Raw genomic sequence first — 21,254 nt, forward strand, 5'->3', positions numbered from 1 at the left:
CACGATCCGATAACGCGACCTGCGGTTTTGCCGATCAACGGCCGTCGAGGGCCCGCAACACGTCGGCCAGCAGGTCGTCGGTGTCCTCGATCCCCGCCGAAATCCGGGCGTAGCCGTCGCTGACCGGGTCGCCCCAGCGGGCGCGGCGGTCCACTGAGGTGTGCAGCCCGCCGAAGCTGGTGGCGGCCACCAGCAGTTCACTGCGCTCCACCAGGTCGTGGACGGCGTGCGCGTCGGCGAGTTCGACACCCACCAACCCACCGGCGTGGCGCATCTGGGCGCTGGCCACCGGGTACGACGGATCCTCGGGCAGACCCGGATAACGCACCGCCCGCACCGCGGGATGAGTGCGCAACGCGGTGGCCAGCGCGAGCGCGTTCTGGCACTGCCGGGGAAATCGCAGCCCGACACTGCCGATACTGCGCAGCACCAGCCAGGCTTCGAAAGCGCCCAGGATGCCACCGGAGAGCAGGCGCTCGCGTTCCACCGCCGCCATCAGCTCGGGCTGGCTGCCTGCGGCGTACCCGGCCAGCACATCGCTGTGACCGGCGAGCGCCTTGGTGGCGCTGGCCACCACCAGGTCGGCGCCCAGCGACAGCGGCTGCTGCCCGAGCGGGGTTGCGGTGGTGTTGTCGACCACCAGGGTGGCGCCGCGGCCCCGGCAGATGCCGGCCAGCCGGTGCAGGTCCACCACATCCAGGCCGGGATTGGTCGGTGTTTCGGCCAGCACCGCGTCGGCCTGCCCGGCAGCCTCGTAGAGCTCGTCGGCCGCCACCTCTCGGACCGTAACACCCTGGGGGGCAAGACTTTCCGCGGCGAAGCGACGTACCTGGTAGTAGCCGTCGGCAGGCACGACCAGCACCGAACCGGGTCTGGTGACCACTCGCAGCGCGGCGGTGATGGCCGCCATCCCGGAACCGAAACTCAGTGCGGTCGTGGCACCCTCGAGTTGGGCCAGTGCCGATTCGAGGCTCCGCCAGCTCGGGTTGGAGCTGCGCCCATAGGTGTCCGGTTCACTGCCTTCGTCCGGCGAGAGGTGATAGGCCGCAGCAGGAACCGGGACCGGACCGACCGGGCGGCCCGGAACAGCCTCGCCGTCAACCGCTTTCACCGCGCGAGTGGAGTCGCCGTACCCGCCGTTCATCGGGCTACTCCGGCTTGGTGCTGCGACCGAGCAGCAGGATGACGGCCTGATCCACCGACAACCCCTTGTGGCACACCTGCTGCACCGCATCGGTGAGCGGCATTTCGACGTCGTAGCTGGAGGCCAGCGCGAGGATCGAGGTGCAGGAGGTGACGCCTTCGGCCACATGTCCGTCGGTCGCGCGCAGTGCCGCCTCCAGCGTCTCGCCGCGGCCGAGGCGCTCGCCGAAGGTCCGGTTACGCGAGCGCGGCGAGGTGCAGGTGGCGACCAGGTCGCCGACACCGGCCAGGCCGGCCAGCGTAGCGGGCTTGGCGCCCAGGGCAATTCCGAGCCGCATGATCTCGGCGAGCCCGCGGGTGATGATCGCCGCGGCGGTGTTCTCGCCCAGGCCGACCCCCGCGGCCATCCCGCAGGCCAGGGCGATGACGTTCTTGCAGGCCCCGCCGATCTCGGTGCCGATGACGTCGGCATTGGTGTAGGGCCGCAGGTACCCGGTGCTCAGCGCACGCTGCAGGGCCACCGCACGACCCGAGTCGGTACAGGCCACCACGGTGGCGGCGGGCTGTTCGTCGGCGATCTCGGCGGCCAGGTTCGGGCCGGAAACCACCGCGACCTGACCCGGATCGACACCGGTGACCTGCACGATGACCTGGCTCATCCGCATCAGGCTGTCCAGTTCGATGCCTTTGGCCAGGCTCACCAGGGTCGCGCCGTCGGCCAGCAGGCCGCGCCAGTGTTCGAGGTTGGTGCGCAGGGTCTGCGACGGAACACCGAGCAGCACCGTCGTCAGACCGTCGAGCGCGTCGGCCGCGTCGGTGGTGGCGCGGATGCGCGCGGGCAGGTCGACACCGGGCAGATACGAGGTATTGGTGTGCTTGGTGTTGATCTCCTCGGCCACCTCGGGTCTGCGCGACCACAGCCGGACGTCGGCTCCGGCGTCGGCCAGCACCTTGGCCAGCGCGGTTCCCCAAGCTCCGGCGCCCATCACCGCGGCAGTGCCCACCGTGCTCGTCATCCCCATAACCTACCCAGCGGCGCCGGCCATCCGCCGCATGCACTACCGCGGCAGCGGCCCGTCAGCCGACGCTGGCAGGATGGCGCCATGAGCGCTGGGCCCGATGTCGGACTGATCATCGCGGTCAAGCGGCTGTCGCAGGCCAAGACCCGGCTGGCCCCGATGTTCGCCGACGGCGTGCGCGAACAGGTCGTCCTCGCGATGCTCGTCGACACCATCACTGCCGCTCAAGGCGTTGCCGCCGTGCACTCGATCACCGTCGTCACCCCGGATGAGACGGCCGCCGCCGTCGTCCGCGACCTCGGCGCCGACGTGCTGGCCGATCCCACTCCGCCCGGCCACCCCGACCCCCTGAACACCGCCGTCGCGGCGGCCTGGACGGCCGTGACGAGTCACACTCCCAACGCCGTTGTGCTGCAGGGTGATCTGCCGGCGCTGCGCAGTGTCGAGCTGGGCGAGGCTCTGGCGCAGGCCCGCACCCACCCGCGCAGCTTCGTCACCGACCGGCACGGCACCGGTACCTCGGCACTGTTCGCATTCGGAGTGCCGCTCGAACCGCGGTTCGGCGCGCAGTCGGCGGCCTGGCACCGCGACTCCGGTGCGGTCGAGTTGAGCGGTGACTGGCCGGGACTGCGCTGTGACATCGACACGCCCGATGACCTGCAGCAGGCCCGTCAACTCGGTGTCGGTGACGCGACCGCCCAGGCACTGAACCTGAACAACGCCTGAACGGCAGTCGACTTTGCGCTCCTGGCATCCGCGTGCGGCGCGGATAAGGGATGATCGCTGGTGTGACCGATACGGAAGCCGAAGCGAGATCCACGGACGACGACTGGCAGCCGGGTGAGGCGCCGGAAGCTCCGCCCGCGGCCACCGCTGCCGCGGTCGACAATGCGCTGCCCGAGGACCGGTACCTCAACCGCGAGCTGAGCTGGCTGGACTTCAACGCCCGGGTGCTGGCCCTGGCCGCCGACACCTCGATGCCGCTGCTGGAGCGGGCCAAGTTCCTGGCGATCTTCGCGTCCAACCTCGACGAGTTCTACATGGTCCGGGTGGCCGGCCTGAAGCGCCGCGACGAGATGGGCCTGTCGGTCCGGTCCGCCGACGGGCTGACACCGCGCGAGCAGTTGCGCCGCATCGGCGACCGCACCCGGCAGATCTCGCTGCGTCATGCCCAGGTATTCCTGGAATCGGTGCGGCCGGGGCTGGCCGAAGAGGGCATCCATATCGTCACGTGGAACGAGCTGAGCGAGGCCGACCGCGCCGATCTGTCGAAGTACTTCCACGAGCAGGTGTTCCCCGTCCTCACCCCGCTGGCGGTCGACCCGGCGCACCCGTTCCCGTTCGTCAGCAGTCTGAGCCTGAACCTGGCCGTCGCGGTCCGCTCTCCCGAGGACGGCGGAGAGCACTTCGCCCGGGTGAAGGTGCCGGACAACGTCGATCGCTTCGTGGTGCTCAAGAGTGCCGACCCCGAGGACAAGTCGGTCCGCTTCCTGCCGATGGAAGAGCTCATCGCGGCATTTCTGCCGGTGCTGTTCCCCGGAATGGAAATCGTCGAACAGCACGCATTCCGGATCACCCGCAACGCCGATATGGATGTCGAAGACCGCGACGAAGACCTTCTGCAGGCATTGGAGCGGGAACTGGCGCGTAGGCGGTTCGGCCCGCCGGTGCGGTTGGAAGTGGCCGACGACATGACCGAGCACATGCTCGAGTTGCTGTTGCGCGAGCTCGACGTCAACCCCGGGGATGTGGTGGAGGTGCCCGGGCTGCTGGATCTTTCGGCGCTCTGGCAGGTCTACGGGATCGACCGGCCGGCCCTCAAGGACCGCCCGTTCGTGCCTGCCACGCACCAGGCCTTCGGCGAACGCGAAACCCCGAAGAGCATCTTCTCGACGCTGCGCGACGGCGACGTCCTGGTGCACCATCCCTATCACTCGTTCTCGACGAGTGTGCAGCGCTTCATCGAGCAGGCCGCGGCGGACCCGAATGTGTTGGCCATCAAGCAGACGCTGTACCGCACCTCCGGTGACTCCCCGATCGTCAACGCGCTGATCGAGGCGGCGGCCGCCGGCAAGCAGGTGGTGGCGCTGGTGGAACTCAAGGCGCGCTTCGACGAGCAGGCCAACATCAAATGGGCGCGTGCACTGGAAGACGCTGGCGTGCACGTGGTCTACGGGTTGATCGGCCTCAAGACGCACTGCAAGACCTGCCTGGTGGTCCGCCGCGAGGGCTCGACCATCCGCCGCTACTGCCATATCGGCACCGGCAACTACAACCCGAAGACCGCCCGGCTTTACGAGGACGTCGGCCTGCTGACGGCAGCCCCCGACATCGGCGCCGACCTCACCGACCTGTTCAATTCGCTGACCGGGTACTCCCGGAAGATGAGCTACCGCAATCTGTTGGTGGCTCCGCACGGGGTACGCAAGGGCATCGTCGAGCGCATCGAACGTGAGATCGAGGCGCACCGCGCCGGCGGCAACGGCCGGATCCGGCTGAAGGCCAACGCCCTGGTCGACGAGCAGGTGATCGATGCGCTGTATCGGGCCTCGCAGTCTGGGGTCCGGGTCGAGATCGTGGTACGCGGCATCTGCGCGCTCAAGCCGGGTGCCGAGGGATTCTCGGAGAACATCGTGGTGCGCTCGATTCTCGGCCAATTCCTGGAGCATTCGCGCATCTTCCATTTCCAGGCGATCAACGAATTCTTCATCGGCAGCGCCGACATGATGCACCGCAACCTCGATCGCCGCGTCGAGGTGCTGGCCCAGGTGAAGGATCCCCGGCTCACCGGGTACCTGGACGAAATCTTCGAGTCGGCGATGGACCCGTCGACGCGATGCTGGGAGCTGGGGTCCGATGGCAGCTGGACCGCATCACCGCAGGACGGTCGCCAGGTCCGCGACCACCAGGTGTGGCTGATGGAACTCCATCGGCAGCGCTGAGTGCACCTTCCATTACAGCCGGCCCGGTCCCGCCCCGGCGGGAACCTGAATTGACTTGTGGGAGTTGACGTGGCCAAGGGGACGTCACGCGACGGCTCGAAGACCAAATCGACCAAAGACGTTTCGACGAAGAAGGGCAAGCCCGCCCAGCGGGTGATCGCCGCAGGGGCGGTGCTGTGGCGGCCAGACCCGGACACCGGCCTGCCGTGCATCGCCGTCATCCACCGGCCTCGCTACGACGACTGGTCGCTGCCCAAGGGCAAGGTCGACCCCGGCGAGAACGAGCCGGTGGCTGCGGTCCGCGAGATCTGGGAGGAGACCGGCCAGCGCGCATATCTGGGCCGGCGCCTGACCGAAGTGACCTATCCGATTCCGGAAGGCACAAAGGTGGTGCACTACTGGGCCGCGCGCGCCGCCGGTGGCGAGTTCAGCCCGGGCGACGAGGTGGACCGCCTCGAGTGGTTGTCCCCCGCCGATGCCGCCGCGCGGCTCACCTATCCGCATGACCGCGATGTCCTCGCGATCTTCGGTGAACATCCGGGCGACACCCAGACGGTGTTGGTGGTGCGGCACGGAACTGCCGGGGTGAAATCGCGGTACAAGGGCGACGACCGGGGCCGGCCGCTGGACAAAAACGGTCGGGCACAGGCGGAATCCCTGGTCGCGCAGCTGATGGCGTTCGGCCCCACGGCGATCCACGCCGCCGACCGAGCCCGGTGCACCCAGACCGTCGAACCGCTGGCGCAGGAACTCGGTGTGAAGATCACGGTCGAGGCCGATCTCACCGAAGAGGCCTACGCGGCGAATCCGAAAGCCGCGCGGGATCGGGTGCTCGAGATCGCCGCGCATGGCGGGACGCCGGTGATCTGCACGCAGGGCAAGGTGATTCCGTACCTGCTGGCGTGGTGGCGCGACGGTGAGGGCGGGAAGGCCGACAAGGTCCGCAACCGCAAGGGCAGCACGTGGGTGCTGTCGCTGTCCGACGGGCAGATCATCGCCGCGGACTACATCGCCAGCCCGCTGCCGCACACCCACTAGCCAGATGTTCCGGGCCTAGAGACGCGAATACGCCGCGGGCACTGGGCCCGCGGCGTATCCGACGGAGAACTTTAGCGACGGCCCTTCTTGGCCGGAGCCTTCTTGGCCGGGGCCTTCTTGGCGGGAGCCTTCTTGGCCGGAGCCTTGGCAGCAGCCTTCTTGACCGGCGCGGCCTTCTTGGCCGGAGCCTTCTTGGCCGGCGCGGCCTTCTTAGCCGGAGCGGCCTTCTTCACCGGAGCCTTCTTGGCCGGAGCCTTCTTGGCCGGTGCGGCCTTCTTGGCGGGAGCGGCCTTCTTGGCGGGAGCGGCCTTCTTAGCCGGAGCGGCCTTCTTAGCCGGAGCCGCCTTCTTGGCCGGAGCCTTCTTCACGACGGCCTTACGGACCGCCTTCTTGGCGGCGGCCTTCTTGACCGGGCCACCGACAGCGCCGCGCTTGACGGCAGGTCCCTCAGCCGGAAGCTTCTGCGCGCCAGAGACAACAGCCTTGAACTGGGCACCGGGGCGGAAGGCGGGAACGGAGGTCGGCTTCACTTTCACGGTCTCACCGGTGCGCGGGTTGCGCGCAACGCGGGCGGCGCGACGGCGCTGCTCGAAAACACCGAAACCGGTGATGGTCACACTGTCGCCCTTGTGCACCGCGCGCACAATGGTGTCGACGATGTTCTCGACTGCGTCAGTAGCCTGCCGACGATCCACGTTCAGCTTCGCGGTGAGAGCGTCGATCAGCTCTGCTTTGTTCATTCAATTCCTCCGAAAACAGTGGTCCTTTCTGGACCGACTGCCAAACACGGTAAACCCAAGGCCAGCAGATTTCCAAGTGCCACGCCCAATTTCAGGCATTGCTTAGGAGGATTTCAGCAAACCGATTGCCGCCCTAGGGCAGTGAATGTCGCCGCCGCGAACCCCCCGCCAGGGGCGGGAATTCGGGTCTCGGAAGGCCTCAGGAGGGTGTCGAGATGTGCGGTTTCCAGCTCGGCCGCGCCGCTTCGAAGGATTCGATTTCGGAGAGTTTCCGCAGCGTAAGGCCTATATCGTCGAGTCCTTCGAGCAATCGCCACGCGGTGTAATCGTCAATCGTGAACGGCACCACGGTGGTTCCCGCGGTGATATTCCGATCTTGAAGATTCACAGTGATTTCCAGCCCCGGATTCTGCTCGAGCAGCTTCCAGAGCAGTTCGACGTCATCCTGAGCCACTTCGGCGGCCAGCAGCCCGGCCTTGCCGGCGTTGCCCCGGAAGATGTCAGCGAATCGGGACGAGATCACTACTCGGAATCCGTAGTCCATCAGCGCCCACACGGCATGCTCGCGGGAGGACCCGGTGCCGAAATCCGGGCCGGCGACCAGAACTGAGCCGCGGTCGAATGGGCTCAGATTCAGGATGAATGACGGATCGTTGCGCCACGCGGCGAAAAGTCCGTCCTCAAAACCCGTTCGGGTGACGCGCTTCAAATAGACCGCCGGAATGATCTGGTCGGTGTCGACATTGGACCGCCGCAACGGAACCCCGATGCCGGTATGGGTGTGGAAGGCATCCATCGTGTTCTCCTTAGCAGAGCTAGTTTTCGAGATCGGCGGGCGAAGACGGCGGTGGCGGCGGCCACCGCCGGTGACACCAGGTGGGTGCGACCGCCCTTACCCTGCCGACCTTCGAAGTTGCGGTTGGACGTCGAGGCGCAGCGCTCCCCCGGCGCCAGCTGATCGGGGTTCATTCCCAGGCACATCGAGCAGCCGGCCTGGCGCCACTCGGCCCCGGCGGCGGTGAAGATCTCACCCAGGCCTTCGGATTCGGCCTGTGCGCGCACCCGCATCGACCCGGGCACAACGAGCATCCGCACGCCGTCGGCGACCTTCCGGCCACGCAGGACATCAGCGACGACCCGCAGATCCTCGATACGCCCGTTGGTGCAGGAGCCCACAAAGACGGCGTTGACGGCGACGTCCCGCATCGGGGTACCCGGAGCAAGGTCCATATATGCCAAGGCTTTCTCGGCGGCCTGACGTTCCGAATCGGGCATCAACTCCGGGTCGGGCACCGCTTCGGACAGCGGCACGCCCTGGCCGGGGTTGGTGCCCCAGGTGACGAACGGGCTCAGCGTGCTGGCGTCGATGTCGACCTCGGTGTCGAATTCGGCCCCGGGATCGGTCTTCAGCTTCTCCCAAGCCTGCACCGCCGCATCCCAATCCGCGCCGGTCGGGGCATACGGGCGGCCACGCAGGAATTCATAGGTGGTCTCGTCGGGGGCGACCAGCCCGGCCCGCGCACCGGCCTCGATGCTCATATTGCAGATCGTCATCCGGCCTTCCATCGACAGCGATTCGATGGCGCTGCCCCGGTATTCGATGACATAGCCCTGGCCGCCGCCGGTGCCGATCTTGGCGATGACCGCCAGGATGATGTCCTTGGCCGTCACCCCGGGGGGCAATTTCCCGTCGACGTTGACCGCCATGGTCTTGAACGGACGCAGCGGAAGTGTTTGTGTCGCCAGCACATGTTCGACCTCCGAGGTGCCGATCCCCATTGCCAGCGCGCCGAAGGCACCATGGGTGGAGGTGTGGCTGTCGCCGCAGACGATCGTCATACCGGGCTGCGTCAGCCCGAGCTGCGGTCCCATCACGTGCACGATGCCCTGCTCGGCATCGCCCATCGGGTGCAACCGGATTCCGAATTCGGCGCAGTTGCGTCGCAGGGTCTCGACCTGGGTGCGCGAGATGGGGTCGGCGATCGGCTTGTCGATGTCGACGGTCGGGACGTTGTGGTCCTCGGTGGCGATCGTCAGATCGGGCCGGTGCACCGGGCGTCCGGCCAGCCGCAGTCCGTCGAAGGCCTGCGGGCTGGTCACCTCGTGGATGAGATGCAGATCGATGTAGATCAAATCGGGCTCACGCGAGGCACCGCTGCCGGTACCCGCGACCACGACGTGGTCGTCCCACACCTTCTCGGGCAGCGTTCTGGGCTTGTCGATTTGGGCCATCACTTCTCGATTCCTCCGTCGGCCAGCCTCGGTCGGAAACTGGCCATCTCACATTTCGGGACGTTAGTATCTCGATATGAGACAGGATAGCGGCATCGGCGTGCTCGACAAAGCCGTGGGGGTACTGCACTCGATTGCCGAGTCCCCGTGCGGCCTAGCCGAACTCTGCGAGCGCACCGGGCTCCCCCGCGCCACCGCGCACCGGCTGGCCGCCGGACTGGAGACGCACCGCCTGCTGGCGCGTGACAGCGCCGGGCGCTGGCGGCTCGGTCCTGCACTCAGCGAGCTCGCCGCCCAGGTCAGCGATCCCCTGCTTGCGGCGGGCGCGACGATCCTGCCCCGGCTGCGCGAGATCACCGGCGAGAGCGTCCAGCTCTACCGCCGTGAGGGCACGTCGCGGGTGTGCATCGCCGCCCTGGAACCTCCTGCCGGGCTTCGCGATACGGTGCCGGTCGGGGCCCGCCTGCCGATGACGGCGGGATCCGGCGCCAAGGTGCTGCTGGCCTACAGCGATGCCGCCACCCAGCAGGCCGTGCTGCCGTCGGCCAAGTTCACCGAGCGGACACTGGCCGAGGTTCGCCGCCGCGGCTGGGCCCAGAGCGCGGCCGAACGCGAGCCCGGGGTCGCCAGTGTGTCTGCGCCGGTTCGGGATCGTGCCGGGGCGGTGATCGCCGCGGTGTCGGTCTCCGGACCGATCGACCGGATGGGCCGTCGACCCGGCGCACGCTGGGCCGCCGATCTGCTGTCAGCCTCCGAAGCGCTCACCCGCCGGTTGTGATCAGAGCCCGAAACCGCGTAGTGAGACGCCCCCGCAACCGCGACTGAGACACCTGCCACACTGACGCCATGGGAACCAACCAGCGCAACCAGATCGTCATGACCGACGAGGAGATCACCGACTTCGTCGCCCGCAGTCGCACGGGCACGATGGCCACGGTCGGCCCGGACGGCCAGCCCCATCTGGTGGCGATGTGGTACGGCGTGATCGACGGCGAGATCTGGGTCGAAACCAAGGCCAAATCCCAGAAGACGGTCAACCTGCGCCGCAACCCGCGGGTGAGTTTCCTCATCGAGGACGGCGACACCTACGACACCCTGCGCGGCGTCGCATTCGAAGGTGTCGCCGAGATCGTCGAGGATCCCGACACCATCTTCGCCGTCGGCGTCAACGTCTGGGAGCGCTACAACGGCCCCTACTCCGATGACCTCAAGCCCGCCGTCGACATGATGATGAACAAGCGCATCGCGGTGCGGATCGTCACCAACCGCACCCGGTCCTGGGACCATCGCAAGCTCGGCCTGCCGGCCATGCCGCTGGCCGGGTCCACCGCACCGCAGCAGTGAGAGCGACCGGTCAGGGCCGGCGACCGTAGCGGTCGCCGCCCCACCGGAAACTGTTGACGTACTTGCCCATGTCCATGGCGAGTTCCATGTTGGCCCCCGACGGATGGCCGCTGCCGTAGTCCGGGCTGAACTCGTGATAAGGCCCGACCGCGGCCGCGATCAGCGCGTAGTCATGTTTGACCGCGGCCATCACGATGACCCGCAGCCTGGTGAACGAGGCCGCCGAATCCCGCGAGTACACGTCGGCGACCACGCCGTATCCGGGCTGGTAACCCACCGAGGCATTGGGGATTTCGTAGCTGACGACGGCGTCCGGGTACTTCGCCCGCAACACCTGCTCGACGATCTGCCGGGGTGTGCGTGCGCTCGCGGGTTCCCCGAACAGCACCATGGTTCCGGTGTCGCCACCGAGATAGTTGAGTTGGACGCCGTGTAATCCCTGCGGTTCGAACGTCACCTGATAGGCCGCGCCCTGCTCGGGGTAGGCCACCGAGAACGCCCCGTTGTCGCCGCTGTAGCGCGGGTTGGTCTCCACCGGCGTTCCCAGCGGCGGTCGCCCGCAATCCGGCGGGCACACATACGCCTTGGCCGGCGGTGTGATCAGAGCCGACGTCCCGGCACCGAGTGCGGCGACGAGCGCGAGGACCCCGACCAACGGCACCAGCACGCGACGGTAGGTGGTCGGCCGCGGCTCAGGGACATCAGATGTGCCGTCCCCCACCGCAGGTGTCCGTCCGATCGCGATACGCAACGCGATTACGGCGAGCAGCGCGATACCGAGTTGCACGGCGATGTACGGCCGCACCGGCAGCGGCGAGACGTCCACCAGTCCCAGCGCGGTCACCACGAGCAGCACCACGGCCAGCGCACCCGCCTGAGCCCGGCGGGTCGACCAGAGGCTGAGTCCGAAGATGCCACCGACTGCCAGGCAGGCCAACGGCCAGGCCAGCCCCTCGACGATCGCTTCGGCGAGCAGGCTTTCCGCGGACTGGTCGTGGGTGGTGACACCCAAGGCCAACTGCGGCCACAGCAGAACGGCGGTGGCGCCGGCATTGAAGACGGTCGCACCCACCGCGCCGACGGCCATGCCGCTCAGGGGTTCCCGGATCGACCGGCCCGTCACCCGCACCACCACAGCGGGAGCCACCATCAACAGCGCACCGCTGGCCGGAATTGCGACCCCGGACAGCAGGATGTGACCCAGGTCGGTCTGGGCACCCAGTGCGGCGCTGTAGGCCTGGGCCACCACCGGACCCACGATGAACGCCCACCCCATGCCCAGCCCGAGGCCGACGACACCCGCGGTCGCCACCGCGCGCACCGGCAGCCGGATCTGCCGGGCATAGAGGACCACGATGATCGCCAACCCGAAGCAGGCCAGCGTGATCATCGGCGCCTGGAATCGCACCAACGCGAAGCCGGCCAGCGCCACCACGAAGACGAGCAGACCGGCGCTGAATACCGGGCGTTCCGTGGCGGACAGTCGCGGAAAGAGCGCACCTGCCGGCGCAAAGAGCTTGTCCGGCAACGGCTTAACCGCCGACGGGCAGGTAATCGCCGGCGATCGAGCGCGCGGTCTGCGCATCGAGGAGGTCGCTGGCCAGGTTGGCGACGTTGGGGCTGCCGAGTCCGGTCACGAGGTCGTATCCGTCGCCAGGCACGTCGACGGCGTTGCTGCCCAACGTGATGTCGCGGAATCCCGGCAGGTGCGCCCCTTCGGCCACCCGATACAGCAGGGTGTTGATGTCACCGAGCGGCCGGCCGCCGCGGTCGATCACATACTGGTTCATCAACACGGTGAACGCCGCCCAGATCGGTGCGGACTGTGAGGTACCGCCGCCGACCATCGTCGACTGCTGGTAGATCAGCTTCACTCCGGTGAAGGGGTCGGCGACCGCGGACACGTCGGGCACCAACCGGTGCTCGGTGTCGCGTTCCAGCGACAGCTCGTGCTGATAGGCGGGACGGGCGAACAACCGCGACACTCCCCCGCTGGTGCCCTGGGACAGCGGCACATCCACCCAGGCGCTCTCGTCGAGCCAGCGGCCCTGCATATCGGTCGACAGTGTGGTGCCACCGACGGACGTGATCTCCGGAAGCGAGGCGACCGAGTCCACCCCGACGTCATCGGGGCCGGGCGCCGCCGACCAGTCCTCGCCGCCCTTGCATTCCAGGCCGCCGGCATCGCCGCTGGCGTCGAACACCGCGATACCGCGCCGATGCGCATTGGTCAGCGCATCACGGACCGGCTCGAGGTCGGCCGCGGTGACCATCGCTTCGCAACCCCACCCGATCGACAGGCTCCACACCGAACCCGGGTACTGGCGGGCCGCGTCGTCGAACATCCGGCCGATCTTCTCGAAAGCGCCGCCGGCCACCAGCGTCGGCCGGGCGTTGACCACCACCAGCCGGGCGTCGGGGGCGATGGCGTGCGCCACCTCCAGATCCATCACCGTCTCACCGTGCGGCTCGCTGAGCGGGCCGTCGATCACCACCGGCGTGAACCGCGGCAACCCGGAGGTGTCGGAGAACATGTCCAGATCGCGTTGGTCGAACCCGTCGAACGCGAAGAACACGATCGTCTGACCCTTGCCGGTGTAGCCGGCCTCGGCCAGCGGGGTCGCGTTGTAAGCCGTCAGCAGGTGCTGCGGGCTCAGGCCGGGGCGGGGCACGTCGAGCGGCAGCACCGGGCGCGCCATCCGATACGGCAGATAGCTCAGGATGCGGCCGACGGCGGTGGTCTCGGTCCGCACGGCGGCAGGCACGTCGGGCTGGCGCGGTGAGGCGTAGAAGGTCTGGCCGCGCCGGCCCCGGTAGTCGTGGATGGGGACGGCGAAGGCCTCGGCGAGTCGCGGCGCGGGTCCGGCGACGACGGCCCAGTCGTCGCCGTCACGCCAGCGCACCGTCAGTCCGCGCGACTGCGCCCACTCGATGAGTGTGGCGGGGCGCGTTCCGCCGGACAGCGTGACGGTCAGCTGGGCGTCGGCGGCGTGCGAGGGACCGAGGTTGGTCGAGGCGGCCAGCAGCGAGGCGTACGGGCCGGTGATCACCGGCCCGTACGCCTCCGTGCGAGGGACCGAGGTTGGTCGAGGCGGCCAGCAGCGAGGCGTACGGGCCGGTGATCACCGGCCCGTACGCGGCCAGCCGCGAGGGCCAGGGGCCCGCCGCGGCGGCCACGATCAGCAGCACGGTGACAGCGATGATCACCGGCCGGCCTCGCCTGCGGGTGCCCTGGTCGCCGTTCATCGCGCAATCCTCTCAGCAAAGATTCTCAGCGCGAATTATGCCCCTTCATCCGACCGGGCAGACCGTCAGGAGCGAATAAACGTCAGGATGTCGGCGTTGAGGACGTCGGCGTGGGTGGTCGGCATGCCGTGCGGGTAGCCCGGGTAGGTCTTCAGCGTGCCGTTGGGCAGCAGAGCCGCCGAGAGCGGTCCGGCGTCGGCGTAGGGCACCACCTGATCGTCGTCGCCGTGCATGACCAGCACCGGCAGCTGGATCTTCTTGAGGTCCTCGGTGAAGTCGGTCTGCGAGAACGCCACCACGCCGTCGTAATGGGCCTTGGCCCCGCCCATCATGCCCTGGCGCCACCAGTTGGCGATGATCCCCTCGACCGGTTCCACGCCGTCCCGGTTGAAGCCGTAGAACGGTCCCTCGGGAACGGCTCGGTAGAACGCAGCGCGGTTCGTGGCGACCTGCACCTGGAAGTCGTCGAACACCGACTTCGGCAGGCCACCGGGATTGGCGTCGGTCTGCACCATCAGCGGCGGCACCGCCGCGATCAGCACGGCCTTGGCGGCGCGGCTCTCGCCGTGCCGGGCCAGATACCGGACCACTTCGCCGCCGCCGGTCGAGTGCCCGATGTGGACGGCGTCGTGCAGGTCGAGGTGATTGACGACGGCGGCAAGGTCGTCGGCATAGTGATCCATGTCATGGCCGTCGGCCACCTGTTCGGAGCGGCCGTGCCCGCGACGGTCGTGCGCCACCACCCGATAACCCCGGGCCAGGAAGAACATCAGCTGGGCGTCCCAGTCGTCAGAGGACAGCGGCCAACCGTGACTGAACACGATGGGCTGGCCCGATCCCCAGTCCTTGTAGAAGATTTCGACACCGTCGGTGGTCGTCAGTGTGGGCATGATGGCCTTTCGGGGAGCAGGGATCCGGCTCCCACACAAAGCAAACAACCCCTGGAGAAATTCCAGGGGTTGTTGGTTTGGTAGCCCCGATGGGATTCGAACCCACGCTACCGCCGTGAGAGGGCGGCGTCCTAGGCCGCTAGACGACGGGGCCAGAACCAATCCGTGGCGCGCCGTGCGGCGCACCGGGAAGTCAGCATAGCCCAGAGCCTCGTACCAACGAAATCCTGCGCCGTACCGACGAAATTGCTGGGGTACCAGGACTCGAACCTAGAATGGCTGAACCAGAATCAGCTGTGTTGCCAATTACACCATACCCCATTGGCTGCCTATAACCGCTGGTCAGAAGGCTGTCACCCAGTGTAGCGGGTGAACGGAGCCGGTCTGGCATCAGTTGCGGGCCGACGAGCACACTATCAAAGATTTCGGCCCGGTTATTCCAGCCCCCCGACGCCGGCGCGGGCCTGGCGCAGCCGCGCCAGCGAGCGGTCGCGTCCGAGCAGCTCCAGCGACTCGAACAGCGGCGGGCTCACGGTGGCTCCGGTGGCCGCGACCCGGATCGGCCCGAAGGCCTTGCGGGGCTTGAGTTCGAGACCCTCCAGAAGCGCAGACTTGAGGGCGTCTTCGATCCCGGCCGCGGTCCACTCGCCGACGGCGTCCAGTGCGGTGATCGCGGCGCCGAGCACGGGTGCCGAGTCGGGACCCAATTCCTTGGCGGCGGCCTTGGGGTCGAGTTCGTAGGAACCGTCGTCGAGGAACTTCAGCAGGCCCCAGGCATCCGAAAGCACCACGATGCGGGTCTGCACCAGGTCCGCGGCGGTGGCGAAACCCGCGTCATCCAGTCCGGTGTCGTGGCCGTGCTCGGCGAAGTAGGCGGCCAGCCGCCGGGTGAATTCGGCCGGCTCCAGCCGCCGGATGTGCTCGGCGTTGACGGCGTCGGCCTTCTTCTGGTCGAACCGCGCCGGATTGGAGTTGACGTCGACGACGTCGAAGGCGCCCACCATCTCCTCGATGCTGAAGATGTCGCGGTCCTCGGCGATGCCCCAGCCCAGCAGCGCCAGATAGTTCAGTAGGCCTTCGGGGATGAACCCGCGCTCGCGGTGCAGGAACAGGTTCGACTCTGGGTCGCGCTTGGACAGCTTCTTGGTTCCTTCACCCAAAACCGGTGGCAGGTGGGCGAATTCGGGAACCCGATCAGCGACACCGACACGGATGAGCGCCTGGTACAGAGCGATCTGGCGTGGCGTCGACGGCAGCAGATCCTCGCCGCGCAGCACGTGGGTGATCTTCATCAACGCGTCGTCGACGGGATTGACCAAGGTGTACAACGGTTCTCCGGTCGCCCGAGTGAGCGCGAAATCCGGTACCGTGCCGGCGGCGAATGTTGTGGTGCCGCGGACCATGTCGTGCCAGCTGATGTCCTCATCGGGCATCCGCAGCCTCAGCACCGCGTTGCGGCCCTCGGCGGCGTAGGCGTTGCGCTGCTCGTCGGTCAGGTCCCGGTCGTAATTGTCATATCCCAGTTTGGGATTGCGGCCGGCGGCAAGATGGCGGGCCTCCACTTCCTCGGGGGTGGAGTAGGCCGGATAGGCCTCGCCGGCGTCGACAAGCTTGGCCAGAACATCGGCGTAGAGGTCCTTGCGCTGCGACTGGCGGTAGGGCTCGTGCGGGCCGCCGACCTCGGGCCCCTCGTCCCAGTTGAGGCCGAGCCAGCGCAGCGCCTCGAGCAGCGCCAGATAGCTTTCCTCGGAATCGCGCTGGGCGTCGGTGTCCTCGATGCGGAAGACGAAGGTGCCCCCGGTGTGGCGGGCGTAGGCCCAGTTGAACAGCGCGGTACGGACCATGCCGACATGCGGGATGCCGGTTGGCGACGGGCAGAACCGCACGCGCACAGCGTCATTGGCGGTGTCGCTCATCACTTGCCCTTCCGCACGACGGGATTGGTGAGGGTGCCGATGCCCTCGACGCTGACGGAGACGGTGTCACCGTTTTCGATCGGGCCGACACCTTCGGGGGTGCCGGTCAAGATCAGGTCACCGGGCAGCAGGGTCATGACCGCCGAGATCCACTCGATGATGGCGCCGATGTCGTGGATCATCATCGAGGTGCGGCTGAGTTGGCGCACTTCCCCGTTCACCTCGGTGCGGATCTCCAGATCCGACGGGTCGAGGTCGGTGACGATCCACGGGCCGACCGGGCAGAAGGTGTCGTGGCCCTTGGCGCGCATCCACTGGCCGTCGGCCTTCTGCTGGTCGCGGGCGGAGACATCGTTGGCGATGGTGTAGCCGAGGATGTTCTCGGCGGCTCTGGCAGCGGGCACATCCTTGCAGGGCCGGCCGATCACCGCCGCCAGCTCACCCTCGTGGTGCACCGGCGAGGCATGGGCGGGCAGCTGGATCGGCACGCCGGGCCCGATGATCGCGGTGTTGGGCTTGAGGAAGATCACCGGATCCTCCGGCGCCTCCCCACCCATCTCCTCGATATGAGCCTGGTAGTTCTTGCCCATGCAGACCACCTTGCTGGCCAGGATGGGCGCCAGCAGCCGGACGTCGGCCAGCGGCCAGCTCCGGCCGGTGAAGGTCGGGGTACCGAACGGGTGCTCGGCGATCTCACGGGCAACGAGGTCGGACTCGTCGCCTTCGATGCTGACGAAGGCGACACCGTCTGGACTGGCAATTCGACCGAGGCGCATTCGATAGAGCCTAGTGGTCGGCATTTCCGCGTTGGGTGAGGAGTCAGGCACACCTCCACTCGCACTTCCGCTGCGAGATTCCTCACTCCCTGATTCTCATATCCTGAGATACATATTCAGCATAGTGAGAAACGCGTGAAAGAATGGCCGCATGGCCGTCGACACGATCAGCACCGTGCGGCGCTGGTCGATGCTCGTCATCGCACTGTTCGCCACGCTGTCGGCCAACGTCTTCATCAACGGCGTCGCCTTCCTGATTCCCACCCTGCACACCACGATGGGCCTGGATCTGGCCCAGGCCGGACTGATCTCGGCCCTGCCGAGTTTCGGGATGGTCGTCACCCTGTTCGCCTGGGGCTACGTGGTGGACCGCATCGGTGAGCGCTTCGTCCTCACCGTGGGCTCGGTGCTCACCGCGGCCGCGGCGTTCGCCGCCGCCGCCAGCCATTCCCTGGTGGTGATGGGAGTCTTCCTGCTGCTCGGCGGGATGGCCGCGGCCAGCAGCAATTCCGCCAGTGGCCGGCTGGTCGTGGGCTGGTTTCCGCCGCAGCAGCGTGGCCTGGTGATGGGTATCCGCCAGACCGCCCAACCTCTCGGCGTCGGCGTCGGCGCACTGGTGATCCCCCGGCTGGCGCAGACGCACGGTGTCGCCCCGGCGCTGCTGTTCCCGGCGATCGTGTGCGTCATCGCCGCACTGGTGTGCGCGGTGCTGGTGCTCGACCCGCCACGCCCACCGCGAGCCGAGGCTCCCGTTGAACACTTGGCCAACCCCTACCGGGGGTCGGCCATCCTGTGGCGTATCCACGCCGTGTCGGTGCTGCTGGTGGTGCCGCAATGCGTGGTGTGGACCTTCACGCTGGTGTGGCTGATCGCCGAGCGCGGGTGGTCACCGGAATCCGCCGGCGTGCTGGTGATGGTCTCCCAGGTCCTCGGCGCGCTGGGCCGGATCGCCGCTGGCCGGTGGTCGGACTGGATGGGGTTGCGGCTACGCCCGATTCGGCTGATCGCCGCAGCCGCCGCCGTCTCGATGCTGGCGCTGGCGATCACCGATGCGTTGCACTCCCCCTGGAGCATCGCGGTGATGATGGTCGCCTCGGTGATCACCGTCAGCGACAACGGCCTGGCGTTCACCGCCATCGCCGAGATCGCCGGACCGTTCTGGAGTGGCCGCGCGCTGGGCGCGCAGAACACCAGCCAGCTACTGACGACCGGACTGACCCCGCCGCTATTCGGTGCGCTGATCGGCGCGCTGGGCTATCCCGTCGCGTTCGCGGTGTGCGCGCTGTTCCCGGTGGCCGCGCTGCGGTTGGTACCCACCGACCCGCCGAGCACCCAGGTCTAGAGCGCCGCGCGGATTCGCTCGCCCACCTCGCGGGTGGAGTACGTCGCATCCCCGCGGCTCGAAAGGTGTTCTGCCACAGCCTTGTCCACTCGCGCAGCCGCTGCATCCTCACCAATGTGACTGAGCAGCAGGGCCACTGACATCACCGCCGCGGTGGGATCGGCGATCCCCTGACCCGCGATGTCAGGGGCGCTGCCGTGTACCGGCTCGAACATCGACGGGTTGGTTCCGGTGGCGTCGATATTGCCACTGGCCGCCAATCCGATTCCGCCGCAAACCGCCGCGGCCAGATCGGTGATGATGTCGCCGAACAGGTTGTCGGTGACGATCACGTCGAAGCGGCCCGGGTCGGTCACCATGTGGATGGTGGCAGCGTCGATGTGCTGGTAGGCGACCTCGACCTCCGGGTACTCCGCGGCCACCTCGTTGACGACGCGCGACCACAGGCTGCCCGCGAAGGTCAGCACATTGGTCTTGTGCACCAGCGTCAGGTGCTTGCGGCGAGACTGGGCGCGCGCGAATGCGTCACGCACCACCCGATTGACGCCGAACGCGGTGTTGACGCTGACCTCGGTGGCGACCTCCTGCGGCGTGCCGACGCGCAGGGCACCGCCGTTGCCGGTGTAGGGGCCCTCCGTGCCTTCCCGCACCACGACGAAGTCGATACCGCTCACCCCGGACAGCGGACTGCTGACGCCCGGATACAGCCGGCCGGGACGCAGGTTGACGTGATGGTCCAGGGCGAACCGCAGTTTGAGCAGCAGGCCGCGTTCGAGCACACCGCTGGGCACCGACGGATCACCGATCGCACCGAGCAGGATGGCGTCGTAGCCGCGCAACTCGTCGATCGTCTCCTCGGTCAGCAGCTCGCCGGTGGCGTGGTAGCGCCGCGCCCCGAGGTCGTACTCGGTGGTGTCCACACCGGGCAGCACGACGTCGAGCACCTGCAGTGCTTCGCCGATGACTTCCGGGCCGATACCGTCGCCCGCGATCACTGCCAGTTTCACGAGAAATCCACCACTTCCAGGGTCACCGCACCAACAGCGGCACCGATGGCCGCACGGACATCAGCCGGAACGTCACGATCCAGTCGCAGCATCACCGTGGCTGCCTCACCGGTGGTGTCCTGGCTCATCTGTGCGGCCAGGATGTTGACGTCCGCGCCGCCGAGCAGCGTACCGATCTTGCCGAGCGCGCCGGGCTGATCGGTGTAATGCAGGATCAGGTTCACGCCCTCGGCACGCAGATCGAAGTTGCGCCCGTTGATCTGAACGATCTTCTCGGTCTGCTGCGGTCCGGACAGCGTGCCGGACACGTTGGTCGCCGAACCGTCCGGCCCGACCACGCGGACGTCGATCACGCTGCGGTGGTTGATGCTCTCGCTGGCGGTCGTCAGCTCGGTCTGCAGACCGCGGTCGGCGGCCAGGCCCGGGGCGTTGACGAAGGTGACCTGCTGATCGGTGACGGTGGAGAAGAAGCCGCGTAGAGCCGAAAGCTTCAGCACCTCAACATCTTCGGCGGCCAGCTCACCACTGACTCGTACGTTGAGCGTGGTGGGTGGCTCGTTGGTCAGCACACCGACGAGCACGCCGAGCTTGCGGGCCAGATCCAGCCAGGGCGACACTTCGTCGCTCACCGCGCCGGCGCCGACGTTGACGGCGTCGGGCACGAACTCCCCCGCCAGCGCGAGCTTCACACTTTCGGCGACGTCGGTGCCCGCACGGTCCTGCGCTTCCGAGGTTGAGGCGCCCAGGTGGGGGGTGACGACTACCTGCGGCAGCTCGAACAGCGGGCTGTCGGTGCAGGGTTCGGTGGAGAACACGTCCAGACCGGCGGCGCGGACGTGACCGCTCTTGACCGCATCGGCCAGCGCGTGCTCGTCGATCAGTCCGCCGCGGGCAGCGTTGACGATGATGACGCCGGGCTTGGTCTTGGCCAGCGCCTCCTTGCCGAGCAGACCGGCGGTCTCCGGGGTCTTGGGCAGATGCACGGAGATGAAGTCGGCGCGCGGCAGCAGGTCATCGAGCGAGAGCAGTTCGATGCCGAGTTGGGCGGCGCGGGCCGGCGGCACGTAGGGGTCGTAGGCGATCACGTGGGTACCGAAGGCGGCCAGCCGCGCGGCGACCAGCTGGCCGATGCGGCCCAGGCCGACAACGCCGACGGTCTTGCCGTAGATCTCGGTGCCGTTGAACGACGAGCGCTTCCAGGTGTGCTCGCGCAGGGTCGCGTCGGCGGCCGGGATCTGGCGGGCGGCCGACAGCATCAGGGCCAGCGCGTGCTCGGCGGCGCTGTGGATGTTGGACGTCGGTGCGTTGACCACCAGAACACCGGCGGCGGTGGCCGCTGGCACGTCGACGTTGTCCAGGCCGACGCCGGCGCGCGCGACGATCTTGAGCTTGGGTGCGGCGGCGATCACCTCGGCGTCCACCGTGGTGGCCGAGCGCACCAGCAGGGCGTCGGCGTCAGCGATGGCTTCCAGCAGTTTCGGCCGGTCCGGGCCGTCGACCCAGCGCACCTCGACCTGGTCGCCGAGGGCGGCGACGGTGGACTCGGCGAGTTTGTCGGCGATCAACACAACGGGCAGATTCACGCCGGTCAGCCTAGCGTGGCGACGATGCGGTCCATA

At 67.9% G+C, this 21,254-nt stretch carries 17 protein-coding genes, 2 tRNA genes and 1 pseudogene; 6 read left to right on the plus strand and 14 right to left on the minus strand.

Going from position 1 to position 21,254, the window contains the following annotated elements:
• Nucleotides 1-34: 34 nt before the first annotated feature.
• Both BN3385_RS24755 and BN3385_RS24760 read right to left on the minus strand, forming a co-directional pair.
• Complete coding sequence (locus tag BN3385_RS24755) at nt 35-1,144, minus strand: cystathionine gamma-lyase (RefSeq protein WP_059020886.1); 1,110 nt, start codon at nt 1,142-1,144, stop codon at nt 35-37.
• 4 nt (nt 1,145-1,148) lie between these two features.
• Nucleotides 1,149-2,159, minus strand: a complete 1,011-nt coding sequence (locus tag BN3385_RS24760) for an NAD(P)H-dependent glycerol-3-phosphate dehydrogenase (RefSeq protein ID WP_197415264.1) — start codon at nt 2,157-2,159, stop codon at nt 1,149-1,151.
• Nucleotides 2,160-2,246: 87 nt separating this feature from the next.
• Between BN3385_RS24760 and cofC the strand changes: the two genes are divergently transcribed.
• The 3 genes from cofC (at nt 2,247) to mutT1 (ending at nt 6,142) form a co-directional block, all read left to right on the plus strand.
• On the plus strand, nt 2,247-2,888 hold the full coding sequence (gene cofC / locus BN3385_RS24765; protein ID WP_059020890.1) for a 2-phospho-L-lactate guanylyltransferase: 642 nt from the start codon (nt 2,247-2,249) through the stop codon (nt 2,886-2,888).
• Between the two features lie 50 nt (nt 2,889-2,938).
• Complete coding sequence (locus BN3385_RS24770; RefSeq protein ID WP_059020892.1) at nt 2,939-5,104, plus strand: RNA degradosome polyphosphate kinase; 2,166 nt, start codon at nt 2,939-2,941, stop codon at nt 5,102-5,104.
• A 69-nt stretch (nt 5,105-5,173) separates the two neighbouring features.
• Complete coding sequence (gene mutT1, locus BN3385_RS24775; protein WP_082690627.1) at nt 5,174-6,142, plus strand: 8-oxo-(d)GTP phosphatase MutT1; 969 nt, start codon at nt 5,174-5,176, stop codon at nt 6,140-6,142.
• A 71-nt stretch (nt 6,143-6,213) separates the two neighbouring features.
• Here the strand turns inward: mutT1 and BN3385_RS24780 are convergent, their stop codons facing one another.
• From BN3385_RS24780 to leuC, 3 genes and pseudogenes are all read right to left on the minus strand, one after another.
• Nucleotides 6,214-6,882 carry an HU family DNA-binding protein gene (locus BN3385_RS24780; RefSeq protein WP_059020894.1) on the minus strand — a complete coding sequence of 223 codons (669 nt, stop codon included), beginning with the start codon at nt 6,880-6,882 and terminating at the stop codon, nt 6,214-6,216.
• 199 nt (nt 6,883-7,081) lie between these two features.
• Nucleotides 7,082-7,678 (minus strand): 3-isopropylmalate dehydratase small subunit, encoded by a 597-nt coding sequence (gene leuD, locus BN3385_RS24785; RefSeq protein WP_059020897.1) that lies wholly within the window; start codon nt 7,676-7,678, stop codon nt 7,082-7,084.
• Nucleotides 7,679-7,722: 44 nt separating this feature from the next.
• Nucleotides 7,723-9,114: pseudogene (leuC, locus tag BN3385_RS24790) on the minus strand (3-isopropylmalate dehydratase large subunit); the annotation flags it as partial.
• Nucleotides 9,115-9,190: 76 nt separating this feature from the next.
• On the opposite strand from leuC, the gene BN3385_RS24795 reads away from it, so the two are divergent.
• Both BN3385_RS24795 and BN3385_RS24800 read left to right on the plus strand, forming a co-directional pair.
• Complete coding sequence (locus tag BN3385_RS24795; protein WP_059020899.1) at nt 9,191-9,892, plus strand: IclR family transcriptional regulator; 702 nt, start codon at nt 9,191-9,193, stop codon at nt 9,890-9,892.
• 68 nt (nt 9,893-9,960) lie between these two features.
• On the plus strand, nt 9,961-10,458 hold the full coding sequence (locus tag BN3385_RS24800; protein ID WP_059020901.1) for a pyridoxamine 5'-phosphate oxidase family protein: 498 nt from the start codon (nt 9,961-9,963) through the stop codon (nt 10,456-10,458).
• Between the two features lie 10 nt (nt 10,459-10,468).
• Here BN3385_RS24800 and BN3385_RS27875 read toward each other — a convergent pair whose 3' ends face one another.
• The 7 genes from BN3385_RS27875 to BN3385_RS24840 form a co-directional block, all read right to left on the minus strand.
• A complete protein-coding gene (locus tag BN3385_RS27875) occupies nt 10,469-11,986 on the minus strand; it encodes a hypothetical protein (protein ID WP_082690629.1) in 1,518 nt (505 codons plus the stop codon).
• A 4-nt stretch (nt 11,987-11,990) separates the two neighbouring features.
• Nucleotides 11,991-13,508: a S53 family peptidase gene (locus BN3385_RS24810; protein WP_082690630.1), complete on the minus strand. Its 1,518-nt coding sequence runs from the start codon at nt 13,506-13,508 to the stop codon at nt 11,991-11,993.
• A gap of 261 nt (nt 13,509-13,769) precedes the next feature.
• Nucleotides 13,770-14,594, minus strand: a complete 825-nt coding sequence (locus BN3385_RS24820) for an alpha/beta fold hydrolase (RefSeq protein WP_059020905.1) — start codon at nt 14,592-14,594, stop codon at nt 13,770-13,772.
• Between the two features lie 78 nt (nt 14,595-14,672).
• A tRNA-Glu gene (locus tag BN3385_RS24825) sits at nt 14,673-14,748 on the minus strand.
• Nucleotides 14,749-14,843: 95 nt separating this feature from the next.
• Nucleotides 14,844-14,915: transfer RNA gene (locus tag BN3385_RS24830), tRNA-Gln, on the minus strand.
• 113 nt (nt 14,916-15,028) lie between these two features.
• Nucleotides 15,029-16,510: a glutamate--tRNA ligase gene (gltX, locus tag BN3385_RS24835; protein ID WP_059022395.1), complete on the minus strand. Its 1,482-nt coding sequence runs from the start codon at nt 16,508-16,510 to the stop codon at nt 15,029-15,031.
• Entirely contained in the window at nt 16,510-17,286 is a 777-nt protein-coding gene (locus BN3385_RS24840) for a fumarylacetoacetate hydrolase family protein (RefSeq protein ID WP_059020907.1), read from the minus strand. Before BN3385_RS24840 ends, gltX begins: the two co-directional genes overlap by 1 nt.
• 151 nt (nt 17,287-17,437) lie before the next feature.
• On the opposite strand from BN3385_RS24840, the gene BN3385_RS24845 reads away from it, so the two are divergent.
• Entirely contained in the window at nt 17,438-18,628 is a 1,191-nt protein-coding gene (locus BN3385_RS24845) for an MFS transporter (protein WP_059020909.1), read from the plus strand.
• Here BN3385_RS24845 and BN3385_RS24850 read toward each other — a convergent pair.
• Nucleotides 18,625-19,635 (minus strand): 3-isopropylmalate dehydrogenase, encoded by a 1,011-nt coding sequence (locus tag BN3385_RS24850; protein ID WP_059020911.1) that lies wholly within the window; start codon nt 19,633-19,635, stop codon nt 18,625-18,627. The genes BN3385_RS24845 and BN3385_RS24850 overlap by 4 nt on opposite strands.
• Nucleotides 19,632-21,218 carry a phosphoglycerate dehydrogenase gene (gene serA / locus BN3385_RS24855; protein WP_059020912.1) on the minus strand — a complete coding sequence of 529 codons (1,587 nt, stop codon included), beginning with the start codon at nt 21,216-21,218 and terminating at the stop codon, nt 19,632-19,634. The genes BN3385_RS24850 and serA overlap by 4 nt, the downstream gene beginning before the upstream one ends.
• Nucleotides 21,219-21,254: the final 36 nt, after the last annotated feature.

This window comes from Mycobacterium sp. M26 (assembly GCF_001494595.1).
Classification (GTDB): domain Bacteria; phylum Actinomycetota; class Actinomycetes; order Mycobacteriales; family Mycobacteriaceae; genus Mycobacterium.